The sequence below is a fragment of the Streptomyces sp. NPDC060028 genome, from assembly GCF_042736725.1.
In the GTDB taxonomy this organism is placed as follows: Bacteria; Actinomycetota; Actinomycetes; order Streptomycetales; family Streptomycetaceae; genus Streptomyces.
Genome location: NZ_JBHWVJ010000009.1, coordinates 14,473 through 28,830 on the forward strand (window position 1 = coordinate 14,473; position 14,358 = coordinate 28,830).

The 14,358-nt window shown below is 74.3% G+C and carries 7 protein-coding genes; 6 read left to right on the forward strand and 1 reads right to left on the reverse strand.

From position 1 onward, the window contains the following. Positions 1–20 precede the first annotated feature (20 nt). The 6 genes from ACFWBF_RS07200 (at position 21) to fxsT (ending at position 10,208) form a co-directional block, all read left to right on the forward strand. Entirely contained in the window at positions 21–1,037 is a 1,017-nt protein-coding gene (locus ACFWBF_RS07200) for an AAA family ATPase (protein WP_385596516.1), read from the forward strand. A 6-nt stretch (positions 1,038–1,043) separates the two neighbouring features. Continuing rightward, positions 1,044–4,310: an SAV_2336 N-terminal domain-related protein gene (locus ACFWBF_RS07205; protein WP_385596518.1), complete on the forward strand. Its 3,267-nt coding sequence runs from the start codon at positions 1,044–1,046 to the stop codon at positions 4,308–4,310. Between the two features lie 90 nt (positions 4,311–4,400). Continuing rightward, a complete protein-coding gene (fxsA, locus tag ACFWBF_RS07210; RefSeq protein WP_385228079.1) occupies positions 4,401–4,595 on the forward strand; it encodes an FxSxx-COOH cyclophane-containing RiPP peptide in 195 nt (64 codons plus the stop codon). 97 nt (positions 4,596–4,692) lie between these two features. After that, positions 4,693–5,916, forward strand: coding sequence for an FxsB family cyclophane-forming radical SAM/SPASM peptide maturase (locus ACFWBF_RS07215; RefSeq protein ID WP_385596521.1), 1,224 nt, complete (start codon positions 4,693–4,695; stop codon positions 5,914–5,916). Further along, positions 5,913–7,157 carry an HEXXH motif domain-containing protein gene (locus ACFWBF_RS07220; protein WP_385596524.1) on the forward strand — a complete coding sequence of 415 codons (1,245 nt, stop codon included), beginning with the start codon at positions 5,913–5,915 and terminating at the stop codon, positions 7,155–7,157. The genes ACFWBF_RS07215 and ACFWBF_RS07220 overlap by 4 nt, the downstream gene beginning before the upstream one ends. 63 nt (positions 7,158–7,220) lie before the next feature. After that, positions 7,221–10,208 (forward strand): FxSxx-COOH system tetratricopeptide repeat protein, encoded by a 2,988-nt coding sequence (gene fxsT / locus ACFWBF_RS07225; protein WP_385596526.1) that lies wholly within the window; start codon positions 7,221–7,223, stop codon positions 10,206–10,208. 72 nt (positions 10,209–10,280) lie between these two features. Here fxsT and ACFWBF_RS07230 read toward each other — a convergent pair whose 3' ends face one another. Further along, complete coding sequence (locus ACFWBF_RS07230) at positions 10,281–14,159, reverse strand: multifunctional oxoglutarate decarboxylase/oxoglutarate dehydrogenase thiamine pyrophosphate-binding subunit/dihydrolipoyllysine-residue succinyltransferase subunit (RefSeq protein WP_385596528.1); 3,879 nt, start codon at positions 14,157–14,159, stop codon at positions 10,281–10,283. Positions 14,160–14,358 lie beyond the last annotated feature (199 nt).

Here is a 14,358-nt window from a genome sequence, read left to right on the forward strand (position 1 = left end):
CTTGAGGGGAAGGAGCACGCGTGAACGAGGAATGGCTCATCTACCGCGGCGTCGGCGAACCCCACGACGGGATCGACGCCCTGCCCGACCCGCCGCCCTGGCGGGACTTCGACGGCGGACCCGTCGGGGAGACCGGGGCGGCCGCCGCACAGCCCGACGGGAACGTGGCGCGCCGGCTCGGCGCGCACCGGCAGGCCGCCGAGATGCACCGGCCCGAGCCCGAGGAGCTGGAGGCCATCAACGCCGCGCTGTACCTGCGCAGGCCGCTGCTGGTCACCGGGTACCCGGGAACGGGGAAGTCCACCCTCGCGCACGCCGTCGCGCACGAGTTGAAGCTCGGGCGCGTCCTGCGCTGGCCCGTGGTCTCGCGGACCGTGCTCCAGGACGGGCTCTACCGGTACGACGCCATCGCCCGCCTCCAGGACGTGCAGCTCGCGGCCGGCTCCGCCGCCGAGGGCCGGGCCGACCCCCCGGGGATCGGGAAGTACGTCCGGCTCGGGCCGCTGGGCACGGCCCTGCTGCCCACCGGGCGGCCGCGCGTCCTGCTCGTCGACGAGCTGGACAAGAGCGACATCGACCTGCCCAACGACCTGCTGAACGTCCTGGAGGAAGGGGAGTTCGCCCTTCCGGAGCTGGAGCGGGTCGCCGACACCGAGCCCGAGGTGCAGGTGCTCACCGACGACGGGGCGAAGGTGACCGTCCGGGGCGGGCGGGTGCGCTGCCGGGCCTTCCCCTTCATCATCCTCACCAGCAACGGCGAGCGGGACTTCCCGGCCGCCCTGCTGCGCCGGTGCATCCAGCTCAAGCTCGGGCAGCCCGGGGAGAAGCGGCTCGCCACCATGGTGCGGGCGCACCTGGGCGAGGAGGCGGCCCGGCTGGGGGCCGATCTGATCCGGGAGTTCCTCAGCCGCTCGCAGTCCGAACTGGTCGCCGCCGACCAGCTGCTGAACGCCATCTACCTCACCCACCACGCCGCGCCGCCCACCCGGGAGGACCTGGCGGACCTGCTCATCCAGCGCCTAGACCGCCCGAGGTGACGGGCCGTGCCAGCCGCCGGGCCCGGCATCCGCGAACTGGCCGCCCTGCTCAGGGCCGCCGGGCTCGACCCGTCCACCGAGGAGATCGCCGACGCGCTCTGGCTCGCCGGCCACACCAGCCCCCCGGGCGGCCGGCCGCCGGACGCGGATGCGCCCGGACGGGAGCCGGCCGCCGAGCCGGACGAGGCGCCGCCCGGGCCGGAGCCCGTACGGCCGCCGCGGCCGCGCGCCGAGGAACCGATCGGCCTGTACGCGCCGGAGGCCCGCCCGGGAGGCACCCCGGACCCGGGGTCCGGGTCCGGGTCCGACTCCGGGGCCGGTCCCGGCGGCGGGTCGCGGGCCGCCGACGCGCCGGAGGCCCTGGACGGCGTGCCCGTACGGGTCCCCGCGGCGGCCGCGCTGCCCCGGATCCTGGACGTCCAGCGGGCCCTGCGCGCCCTCCAGCGCCACCGCCCGCCCTCGCCGCCCGGCCGGACGGTGCTCGACGAGCCCGCCACCGCCGAGGCCAGCGCGCGGGCGCTCGGGCTGGTCATCCCGGTGTTCCGGCGCGAGAGCCGGCGCGAGGCGACCGTACGGCTGGTGATGGACGCGTCGCCGTCGATGGCGGTGTGGCAGGACATGTTCGAGGAACTGCGCTCCGTGTGCGAGCGGTTGGGCGCCTTCCGGGACGTGCAGGTGTACTACCTGCACCGGCTCGTGGACGGCGGCGCGGCCGTCGGGCGCGGCCCGCTGCCCGGCGCCGGGGCGGCCTCCGGGGACCAGCTGCGGGACCCCACCGGGCGGGCGCTGACCATGGTGGTCTCCGACTGCGCCGGGCCGGTGTGGCGCGAGGGCCAGGCGCAGCGGCTGCTGTACCGGTGGGCCGAGTGCACCCCCTGCGTGGTCGTGCAGCCCCTGCCGCAGCGGCTCTGGAGCCGCAGCTGGCTGCCCACCGAGCGGGGCACGCTCTCGCGGGTCGAGGGCGGCGGCGGGAAGCTGAGGTTCCGCCCGGACCGGCCGCCGCGGGCCGGGCGGCCCACCGGCGGGCTGACCGTGCCCGTCCTGCCCCCGAGCGCCACCGCCCTCGGCGCCTGGGCCCGGCTCGTCGCCGGGCTCGGCACCGGACCCGTCCCCGCCGAGGTGGGCCGGGTCCTCGCCCGCCACCCGGCCGCGCCCGCGCCGCCGCCGCGGGCCGCCCGGCCGCCGCGCGAACTGGTGCGGCGCTTCCGCGCCTCGGCCGCGCCCCGGGCCGTACAGCTCGCGGTGTACCTGTCGGCGGCCCCGCTGACGCTGCCCGTGATGCGGCTGGTGCAGCGCACGATGCTGCCCGACTCGGAGCCCTCGGACCTGGCGGAGGTGCTGCTGAGCGGGCTGTTGAGGCGCACCTCCGAGGCCGGCTGGTACGCCTTCGTGCCCGGGGTGCAGGACGTACTGCTGGGGCCGCTGGGGCGGGACGAGGCCGCACTGGTCCTCAAGCACTGCTCGGAGTACGTGCTGGCGCACTTCGGGCGGGGCGTACGCAACTTCCCCGCGCTCGCCGTCTCGCAGCTGACCGGGGCCCCCGCGCCGGCCGAGGACGCCGACGAGCGGGTCCCGGCGGCCCGGCTGCCGCAGGCCTTCGCGCAGGTCTCCGCCAAGGTCGTACGCCGCTACCTGCCCGGCCCGCCGCCCGAGGGCCCGGCGGTGGCGGCGAGCAGCCCGCCGCCGCCCGGCCGCGACCAGGCGCTGCGGACCGCCCGGGAGCGGCTCGCGGAGCACGACCGCAGCGGGGACGCGAGCGGCCAGCGCCCGCTGTACGAGGCCGTGACGCTACTGCGGCGGGCGGTGGCCACCCCCGCCGGACCCGGCGACCCGCCGGGCGAGGCCGAGACCGAGCTGGCCGGGGCGTTGCTGCGGCTGTGGGCGCTCCAACGCGACCCCGAACTGCTCGCGGAGGCCGAGCGGGCCCTGGCCGGACTGGACACCCCCGGGGCGCGGGCGGCGCTCGGCCGGGTCCTGTACGAGCGCGCCCTGGCGGCCCCGGGGCCGCCACCCCTGGGCGACGCCGGGCTGCTGGCCGCGGCCGAACGGGAGTTCGCCGCCGCCGGGGCCGCGGCGGACCTCGACCCGGGGCTGCGGGTGGACTGCGCGGTCCGGCGGGCGCAGGCCCTGATCCGGCTGAGCGGGCTGCGGGAGGACCCGGGGCCCCTGCGGGAGGCGCGGGCCGCGCTGGAGGCCCTGACGGGCCCCGGCCTCGGCCCCGACCCGGATCCGGATCCGGATCCGGAATCCGCCGCCAACGCGCACGCCGGCGTCGACCCCGCGCTGCGGCTCGCGCTCGGCCGCGCCCGGCGGGCGCGGGGGGCCCCCCCCCCCCCCCCGCCCCCCCCCCCCGCCGGGGGGGGGCGGGCCGCCGACCACCTGACCGTGGACCCGGCCGCCGGGCGGGGCGCGCGGGCCCGGGTCCGCGTCGAACGGGCCACGGCCCTGCGGCACCTGCCCGGACGGCTGGAGGAGGCCGCCGGGCAACTGGAGGCCGCGCTGGCCGAGGCCGCCGGCGACCCCGAACTGCGGGTGTCCGCGCTGCTCTGCCTGGCGCGGGTGCACCAGGCCCGCCACGAACGGGACGCGGACCCCACGGCCCTGGAGGACGCGGCCGGCGCGTACAGCCGGGCCCGGCGGCTGATCCCCCGGGACGGGGACACCTTCGGGGAACTGCTGCCCGAGTGGGGCGAGGTGCTCCTGGCCCGAGCCGGGGCCGCCGAGGCCGACGGGCGCGCCTTCGCCTCCACCGCGGTGCGGGTGCTGCGCGAGAGCCGGGCCGCGGTGCCGCAGTCCGACCCCCGGGCCGCGCACCGGCTGATCCGGCTGGCGGCCGGGTTGCGCCTGCGGCACACGTACGAGGGCGACCTGGTGGACCTGCGCGAGGCCGAGTACCTGCTGGAGGTGGCCGTCCGGCAGAGCCGCAGCCCCCTGGAGCAGGCCGGGGCCTGGCGCGACCACGGGGACGTACAGCAGCAGATCCACGCCCAGACGCGGGCGTTGGAACGGCTCGACCGCGCCGCGGACTCCTATCGGCGGGCGTGGCGGGCGGCGCTGGAGACCGACCGGGGGGAGCGGCGGGACACCGCCGTCGAGCTGGCCGCGCGGGTGCAGGAGCTGCGCGGGGAGGTGCTGGAGCGGCTCGCGCGGCCGCGGGCGGCGCTGGACGCGTACCGCTCCGCGCTGGAGTCGTGGACGCGGCTCGGCGCGGGCGCCGACACCCGCGCCGCCGCCGTCCGCGCCCGCATCCGCGCCCTGGAGCCGCCTTTGTGACCACCCCTCGGCGCGGGGTCCGGGGCGGAGCCCAACAGGGGGCGGGGCCGCCGCCGTTTCCGGTTACCCCTCGGAGGGAAAAGGCCGCACATGGTGACCAAGCATCAGGAAGCGGCGGCAGCGGCCCCCGAGTGCCCCGGGCGGTTACCGGACCTCTCCGGGCTGGACCTGGCCGCACTGCGGGGGATCGAGCACCCCGTGCTCGCCCAGGTGATCGAGGGCATGGTCGAGCGGGTGACCCACCCGGCCGAGATCCTGAACGCCTTCGACTCCGGAGTCGTCTGATCTGTCTGCCCTGAAAGGAGTTGACCACTTTCCGCCGTTAGCGCGGGCCCCCGGAAGGGCAGGGATGGGGACGTCCCGGGGGAGGGAGGCACAGGCGATGAGGCACACGAACACGAGTCACGCGCGGCACGCCCCCTGGCCCTACACCCGGCTCGACGTACCCGCTGCCCGGGCCGGCGGCCACCGGCCACACCCCATACGGCAGTTCGTCCTCAAGACGCGCAGCCGCTGCAACCTCGCCTGCACCTACTGCTACGTCTACGCCATGGCGGACCAGGGCTGGCGCGCCCAGCCCACCGTCATGACCCCGGCCACCGTCACCCGCGCCGCCGCCCGCATCGCCGAACACGCCGCCGCCCACGACCTGCCCCGCGTCGACCTCGTCCTGCACGGCGGGGAGCCGCTGCTCACCGCCCCCGCCGACCTCGCCGCACCCGTCGAGGCCGTACGGGACGCCCTGCGCGCGGCCGCCCCGCGCACCCGGGTCACCGCGACCGTCCAGACCAACGGCGTCCTGCTCACCCGCGGCCGGCTCGCCGCGCTCGCCGCCGCCGGGATACGCGTCGGCGTCAGCCTCGACGGCGGGCTGCCCGCGCACAACGCCCGCCGGGTGGACCACGCCGGGCGCCCCGGGTTCACCGCCGCCGCCCGGGGCCTGCGGCTGCTGGGCCGCCACCCCGAGAGCTACGCCGGGGTGCTCTGCGTCGTGGACCTCGACCAGGACCCCGTGGAGACGTACGAGTCCCTGCTCGCCTTCGCGCCGCCCAGCATCGGCCTGTTGCTGCCCCTGGCCAACTGGAGCACCCCGCCGCAGGGCCGGAGCCCGTGCGAGACCCCGTACGCCGACTGGCTCCTCGCCGTCTTCGAACGCTGGTGGCACGACGGGCAGCGGCGCACCCGGATCCGGATGTTCGAGGAGATCATCGCCCTGCTGCTCGGACTGCCCGCCGCCACCGAGACCCTGGGCCTGGCGCCCGCCGCCACCGCCGTCGTCGAAACCGACGGGGCCATCGAGCAGGCCGATTCACTGAAGTCCGCCTACGAGGGCGCCGCCGGCACCGGGATGGACCTCGCCACGCACAGCTTCGACGAACTGCTGGAACACCCCGGGCTCGTCGCCCGCCAGCTCGGCCGCGACGCCCTCGCCGCCGCCTGCCGCTCCTGCGAACTGGTCGAGGTGTGCGGCGGCGGGCACTACCCGCACCGCTACCTCGCCGGCGAGGGGTTCCGCCAGCCCTCCGTGTACTGCGCCGACCTCCAGGTCCTCATCCGGCACATCGCCCACGCCCTGCGCGACGCCACCCGGCGGGCCGCGTCGTGAACCCCTTCACCGTCACCTCCGCCACCCTGCGCGCCCTGGCCTCCACCGAGCCCTCGGCCGACGGCACCCGCCTCGTGCGCGACGTACGCCGCTCCAAGCGCCTGGTCCTGCTGCGCGCCGTGCTCGACGCGGCCCCCGGCGGGCGCGCCGGGGAGGCCGCCGAGCACTGGGCCCTGCTGGAGGAGGCCGAGCGGCACGCCCCCGACGCGGTGCGCGACGTCCTGCACTACCCGGCCACCGGGGTGTGGGCCGAGGAGACCCTGCGCCGGCTGCACGCCCCGTGCGGACCCCCGGCCGACCTCGCCCACCTCGGGGCGCTCGCCGTCGCCGCCGCCCTGCGCTCCGGGATCACCTTCAAGGCCACCCTGCGGCCCGTGCACGGCCGCCTGGTCCTGCCCACCGTCGGCCTGCTGCGCCCGGCCCGGCCCGGGCCGCTCGCGCTCACCGAGTGCTCCTGGGACCCCGAGGACCCGGCCGCGCTGGCCCTGCACACCCTGCCCGGCGGCCGTACCGCCCTCGACGACCTCGACCCCTACCGGGCCCCCGGCCCGGACCGGCCGGCGCCCGTGCGCCCGGCCCGCCGGCTCACCCCCCGCGGCCACAAGCGCTGGGACACCCAGTGGTCCGGCGCCCTCACCCTGCTCCAGCGCTACGACACCGCCCGCGCGCAGGAGACGGGCCTGCTGCTGCGCTCGGTGGTCCCGCTCGGTGGCGGCTCCCGCTCCAGCGGCGCCACCCTGCCCGCCGCCGCGGGCTCCGTACTGGCCCGGGCGCAGGCCCCGCCCGCGCTCGCCGCGACCCTCGTGCACGAGGTGCAGCACGGCAAACTGACCGCCTTGGCCGACGTGGTCACCCTGCACACCGCCGACCGCACGCCCCGGCACTGGGCCCCCTGGCGCGACGACCCCCGCCCCCTGGAAGGGCTGCTGCACGGCGCGTACGCCCACCTGGCCCTCGCCGGGTACTGGCAGCGCGCCGCCCTCTACGGGGCCCGGGGCGCGTGGGCCCAGCACGCCCGGATCCGCGCACAGGTGGCCGCCGTACTGCCCGTCATCCAGGCTCAGCGCCAACTGACGGCCGCCGGCCGGGAGTTCACCGAGGCCATGGCCGCCGCCGAACAGGCCATGGACGAGGTGGCGCCCCCCGCGGGCCAGCAGGCCGCCGCCCGCCGCGCGGTGGACCTGGAACGCGGCGCCTGGTGCGCGGAGCACCCCGAACTCGCCCCGTTCGCACAAGGCTGACGGACCGTCCACTGCGGTACCTTTTCAACCCCGTCCACCGCCCGCATCCAGGGAGACGGCAGCATGACGACCGGAAGCCTCCAACCGCAGCGCTTCGTCATCAGCTTCGCGGGCTTCAACCGCCCCTGGGCCGTGTGGATCGCCCACCGCCTGGAGGAGTACGGCCACCGCGTCACCCTCCAGCGCTGGGACCCGCAGAACAGCCCCGGCATCGGTGAGGCCCTCGACGACCTGGCCCGTGGCGGCGGCCGGGTGCTGCTCGTCCTCAGCGAGCGCTACTTCTCCGCCGGCGCCCACTCCGACATGCAGGACGCGGAGTGGAACACCGCCCTGCGCGAGGTCACCGACCGCCACCCCGACCGGTTCGCGGCCGTCTGCCTCACCGACGCCCCGCTGCCCAGCGCCGTCGCCGTACTGGAGAAGACCGACCTGTGGGGCCTGGACTCGTACGAGGCCGAGTACCGGGTGCTGCGCCGCCTCGACCTGCCCACCGACCGGGTCGGCGCCGAGACCGGCCGCCGCGGCCCGCGCTTCCCCAACGACCCGCCCGAGATCTGGGGCCGCGTCCCGCGCCGCAACCCCCGCTTCACCGGCCGCAACGACGTCATCGGCAACCTCCGCGAAGCCCTGACACAGGCCCCGCCCGGGGCCTCCACCGTGACCCTGCTCGGGCTCTCCGGGGTCGGCAAGACCCAGGTCGCCACCGAGTACGCCTACCGCTTCGCCTCCGAGTACGACGTCGTGTGGTGGGTCCCGGCCGAGGACCGGCCCACCCTGCGCGAGCGCCTCGCCGACCTGGCCCCCGCGCTGGGCCTGCCGCGCGGCGCCGGCAGCTACGGCGAGCAGATCCGGGCCGTCCTCGAAGCGCTGCGGCGCGGCTCCCCGTACAACCGCTGGCTGATCGTCTTCGACGGCTGTGACAACCCCGACGACCTGACCGACCTGCTGCCGGCCGGCGCGGGCGACGTGATCATCACCTCCCGCAACCGCGAATGGGCCTCCCGGCACAGCAGCCTGGTCGAAGTGCCCCTCTACGCGCGGCCCGAGTCCATCACCTTCATCCGCCGCCGGGCCCTGCGCCTCACCGGCGAGGAGGCCGACCAGCTCGCCGAGGCCCTGGACGACTACCCGCTCGCCCTCGACCAGACCGCGGGCTGGCTCGCCGACTCCCCGCTGCCCGTCGGGGACTACCTGGCGCTGCTGAGGCGCCGGCTCGACTCCCGGGAAGCCGTCACCATCTCCGACGACTACCCGCTGCCCTTCCCCACCGCCCTCGCCATACTGCTCAACAACATCCGCGAGAACTTCCCCGACGCCCTCGCCCTGCTCCGGCTGTTCGTGTTCTTCGCACCCGGCCGGGTGCCGCTGCGGCTGCTGCGCGAGTTCCCCGCCGACGACGTGCCCGAGGACCTCGCGGGCCTCATCAACGACCAGATCCGGTGGAACGCGGCCCTCAACAAGCTCGTCCAGTTCTCCGTGGTCCGCCTGGAGTACTCCGACCTGCCCGTCGAGGAGGGCGGCGGCCTGGAGACCGTCCAACTCCACCGCATGGTCCACAACATCGTCCGCGAGGACCTCGGCGAGCAGGAGGCCGAGCCGCTCTCGCGCGCCGTGCGCCAGGTGCTCGCCGCCGCCGACCCCGGACGGCCCGCAGACTCCCGGCTCTGGCCCCGGTACGCCGAACTCATCCCGCACCTGGACTCCGCCGGCGTGCTGACCAGCACCAACCCGCGCATCCAGAACTTCCTGCTGCACTGCCTGCGCTACCTGATGCTCGCCGGGGAGTACCGCACCTGCCTGCGGCTCGTCGAACAGACCGACGGCATCTGGCGCGCGATGCTCGGCGACGACCACGACCAGCTGCGCGAGCTCAGCTACCACCACACCGGTGCCCTGCGCATGCTCGGGCACTTCCGCCGCGCCGAGACCCTCGCCCGCTCCCGCGCCGACCGGCTCCTCGCCGAGCGCGGCGACCGGGACCTGGAGACCCTGCGCGCCACCAGCACCTACGCCGGGGTCCTGCTCAGCACCGCCAAGTTCGAGGAGGCACGGGAGCTGCTGGAGCACGCCTTCGCGACCTATCGCGAACTGCTCGGCGAGGACGACTCCACCACCCTCAACGCCCAGAACAACGTCGCCGTCGTCCTGCGCCTGCTCGGCCGCTTCCAGGAGGCGTACGACACCGACCTGGACACCCTGCGCCGGCGCGAACGCGTCCTGCGGGTACGGCACATCGCCACGCTCTCCTCGGGCATCGGCTGCGCGATGGGACTGCGGCTGATGGGGCGCTACCGGGAGGCGCTGGCCCGCCAGGAACAGGGCCTCAAGATCCACATCCAGGTGCTGGGCGCCAACCATCCGCAGACCCTGCGAGCCGAGCACAACCTCGGGATGTGCCTGCGCCGCTCCGGGGACATCCCCGGCGCCGGCGCCCGGCTGCGCAGCGTCCTGGAACGCTCCACGCGCGTCTTCGGCGCCGAGTTCCCCTGGACGCTGATGGTCGCCTCGGACTACGCGACGTACCTGCGCGAGTACGGGGACATCGGCGAGGCCCGCCGCATCTCCGAGGACGTCGTACGGGGCTACCAGTCCCAGCTCGGGCTCGCCCACCCGTACAGCATCGGCACGGTCGGCAACCTCGGCCTGGTGCTGCGCGCGCAGGGCGAGCGGGTGGAGGCGCTGTCGCTCGCGGAACAGGCGCTGGTGGGCATGCGGGGCGCGCTCGGCGACCGGCACCCGTGGACGCTGGGCTGCGCCCTGAACGCGACCGGGCACCGCAACATCACCGGGCGGCTCGACTCCGCGGTCGACCTGAGCCGGGAGACCCTGCGCACCGCCGAGCAGGTGCTGGGCCCGGACCACCCGATGGCGCTCAGCGCGCAGATCGCGCTCGCCGCGGATCTGCGGTCGGTCCGTGAGGACGCGGAGGCGGGCAAGCACGAGGACGCGGGCATCAAGGGCCTGATCCGCACCCTCGGCCCCCAACACGTCCACACGGTCTCGGCCCGTCAGCAGACCCGCCCGTACTGGGACTTCGAACCCCAACCGTAGCCCCGGCAACGGTGCTGCAGCCGGAAGGCCCGGCTCCCCCGAGGGGTGCCGGGCCTTCCGGGGTTACGAAGCTCAGGCTTCGAAGACCTCGTTCAGCAGGAGCTGCTGCTCCGCCTGGTGGCGCTTCGCGGAGCCCACCGCCGGCGAAGAACCGTGCGGCCGCGAGATGCGCCGCAGGCGCTCGCCCGCCGGGACGTCCGCACCGACCGCCAGGTCGAGGTGGTCGATCAGGTTCAGCGCGATGAACGGCCACGCACCCTGGTTCGCCGGCTCCTCCTGCGCCCAGATGTACTTCGCCGCGTTCGGGAACTTGGCGATCTCCGCCTGGAGCTCCGCACCCGGCAGCGGGTACAGCCGCTCGATGCGGATGATCGCCGTGTCCGTGATGCCGCGCTTCTCCCGCTCGGCCTCCAGGTCGTAGTAGACCTTGCCGGCGCAGAAGACGACCTTGCGGACCGCGTTCGCGTCCACGGTCGCGTCGCCGATGACCGGACGGAACGAACCGTTCGTGAACTCCTCCGCCTTCGACGCCGCAGCCTTCAGACGCAGCATCGACTTCGGGGTGAAGACGATGAGCGGCTTGTGGTGCGGGTTGTGGACCTGCCAGCGCAGCAGGTGGAAGTAGTTCGACGGCAGGGTCGGCATCGCGACCGTCATGTTGTCCTGCGCGCACATCTGGAGGAAGCGCTCGGGGCGCGCGGACGAGTGGTCCGGGCCCTGGCCCTCGTAGCCGTGCGGCAGCAGCAGCGTGACGCCGGAGGTCTGGCCCCACTTCTGCTCGGCCGAGGAGATGAACTCGTCCACGACGGTCTGCGCGCCGTTGACGAAGTCACCGAACTGGGCCTCCCAGAGGACCAGCGACTCCGGGCGGGCCAGCGAGTAGCCGTACTCGAAGCCCATGGCCGCGTACTCGGAGAGCAGCGAGTCGTAGACGTTGTACCGGGCCTGGTCGTCCGACAGGTACAGCAGCGGGGTGTAGTCCTCGCCGGTCTCCCGGTCGATGAGGACCGCGTGGCGCTGGCCGAAGGTGCCGCGGCGGGAGTCCTGGCCGGACAGCCGGACCGGGGTGCCCTCCATCAGCAGCGAGCCGAAGGCGAGGGTCTCGCCCATGCCCCAGTCGATGGTGCCCTCGTCGATCATCGCCGCGCGGCGCTGCAGCTGCGGCAGCAGACGCGGGTGGACGGTGACCCCGTCGGGGATGTTGACCTGGGACTCGGCGATCCGCTTGACGACCTCCGGGGAGACCGCGGTGTTCACGGCGACCGGGAAGTCGGCCTGCGTGACCGGGGCAGGGGCGGCGACGGCGGGCTGCGTGGCGGCCTCGCGGACCTCCGCGAAGACCTTCTCCAGCTGGCCCTGGAAGTCCTGGAGCGCCTGCTCGGCCTCTTCCAGCGTGATGTCGCCGCGACCGATGAGGGACTCGGTGTACAGCTTGCGCACCGAGCGCTTCTTGTCGATCAGGTCGTACATCAGCGGCTGCGTGAACGCCGGGTTGTCGGACTCGTTGTGCCCGCGGCGGCGGTAGCAGATGAGGTCGATGACCACGTCCTTGTTGAACGCCTGACGGAACTCGAAGGCGAGCCGCGCGATGCGGACCACGGCCTCCGGGTCGTCGCCGTTCACGTGGAAGATCGGCGCCTCGATCATGCGGGCCACGTCGGTCGCGTACATCGAGGAACGCGAGGACTCCGGGGCGGCGGTGAAGCCGACCTGGTTGTTGATCACGACGTGGACGGTGCCGCCGGTGCGGTATCCGCGCAGCTGCGACATGTTCAGCGTCTCGGCGACCACACCCTGGCCGGCGAAGGCCGCGTCGCCGTGCAGGGCGACGGGCAGGACGGTGAAGTCCGTGCCGCCCTTGTTGATGATGTCCTGCTTGGCGCGGACCACGCCCTCCAGGACCGGGTCCACCGCCTCCAGGTGCGAGGGGTTGGCGACGAGCGAGACCTTGATCTGCTCGCCGTCCAGGCCCGTGAAGGTGCCGTTGGCACCCAGGTGGTACTTGACGTCGCCGGAGCCGTGCATGGACTTCGGGTCGAGGTTGCCCTCGAACTCGCGGAAGATCTGCGCGTACGACTTGCCGACGATGTTCGCCAGCACGTTCAGGCGGCCGCGGTGGGCCATGCCGATCGCGACCTCTTCGAGGCGGGCCTCGGCGGCCGAGTCGATGACGGCGTCGAGCAGCGGGATGACGGACTCGCCGCCCTCCAGGGAGAAGCGCTTCTGGCCGACGTACTTCGTCTGCAGGAAGGTCTCGAAGGCCTCCGCCGCGTTCAGGCGGCGCAGGATGCGCAGCTGCTCCTCGCGCTCCGGCTTGGTGTGCGGGCGCTCGATGCGGTCCTGGATCCAGCGGCGCTGCTTCGGGTCCTGGATGTGCATGAACTCGACGCCGGTGGTGCGGCAGTACGAGTCGCGCAGCACGCCGAGGATGTCGCGGAGCTTCATCATCGACTTGCCGGAGAAGCCACCGACCGCGAACTCGCGCTCCAGGTCCCACAGGGTGAGGCCGTGCTCGGTGATGTCGAGGTCGGGGTGCTTGCGCTGCTTGTACTCCAGCGGGTCGGTGTCGGCCATGACGTGGCCGCGGACCCGGTAGGAGTGGATCAGCTCGAAGACGCGGGCGGCCTTCGTGACGTCGTCGTCGTGCGAGGCGTCGATGTCCCGGAGCCAGCGGACCGGCTCGTACGGGATGCGCAGCGCCTCGAAGACGTCGTCGTAGAAGCCGCTCTCGCCGAGCAGCATGTTCGCGACGATGCGCAGGAACTCGCCGGAGGCCGCGCCCTGGATGGTGCGGTGGTCGTAGGTCGAGGTCAGGGTCATGACCTTGGAGATGCCCAGCTTGTTCAGGGTGTCCTGGGAGGTGCCCTGGAACTCGGCGGGGTAGTCCATCGAGCCGACGCCCATGATGACCGACTGTCCGGGCATCAGGCGGGGCACGGAGTGCACGGTGCCCAGGCCGCCGGGGTTGGTCAGCGAGACGGTGACGCCGGTGAAGTCGTCCATCGTCAGCTTGCCCACGCGGGCCCGGCGGACGATGTCCTCGTAGGCCTGCCAGAACTCGAAGAAGTTGAGGGTCTCGGCCTTCTTGATGCCTGCGACGACGAGCTGGCGGTCGCCGTTGGGCTTCACCAGGTCGATCGCGAGGCCGAAGTTGATGTGCTCCGGCTTGACCAGGGTCGGCTTGCCGTCCTTCTCCGCGAAGGAGTAGTTCATCGACGGCATGGCCTTGATCGCCTGCACCATCGCGTAGCCGATGAGGTGGGTGAAGGAGATCTTCCCGCCCCGGGCGCGCTTCAGGTGGTTGTTGATGACGATGCGGTTGTCGAAGAGCAGCTTCACCGGGACGGCGCGCACGGACGTGGCCGTCGGCACCTCCAGCGAGGCGTTCATGTTCTTGACGACGGCAGCCGCCGGGCCGCGGAGCGTCACCAGCTCGGGGCCCGCGGGGGCCTCGGCGGCGGGCGCGGCCTGCTTGGGGGCTACGGGAGACGGAGCGGGAGCGGCGGCGGCCGGTGCGGCGGCCGGGGCCTGGGAGGTGACAGTCACAGCAGGGGCACCAGAGGGGGTGGCAGGAGCAGGGGCAGGAGCTGACACAGGCGTGGGCACGGGCGCTGAGGACGGTCCGGCGTCGGCCGCCCCCGTGGCGGCGGCGTCGGAGGCCTGCGGGGCCGCGGCGGCGGCGGCGGAGCTGGCGGCCTGTGCGGAGGCGCCCTCCGTCGTCGTCGCGGAGGGTACGGACTGATCGGCCTTCACCGGAGCGGCAGCGCCCCCCGGCTTGTAGTCGGCGAAAAAGTCCCACCAGGCCCGGTCGACCGAATTCGGGTCCTGGAGGTACTGCTGGTAGATCTCGTCGACGAGCCACTCATTCGCGCCGAAGCCTGAGGCAGGGTTCTTCCCGCCCTCTGCTGCTTCGGTCGTGGTGCTCGAGTTACTGGGGGACTGTGGCGACACGGCGGCAACCGCCCTCTTCCGCTTCACAAGGTATGGACAGCGGGAATAAAGGCTACGCCTCCCGGACGGTCGGATGCAGACCGGGCGGGACTTCCGTCGCGCAGGTCACATCGAACGGCGGGTTTCACTGCCTGGAATGGCGGGAAACAAGCGTGGTTCGGGCAGGAGCCACCGTGGTTGCGGCCCCCGTGGCTTCGCA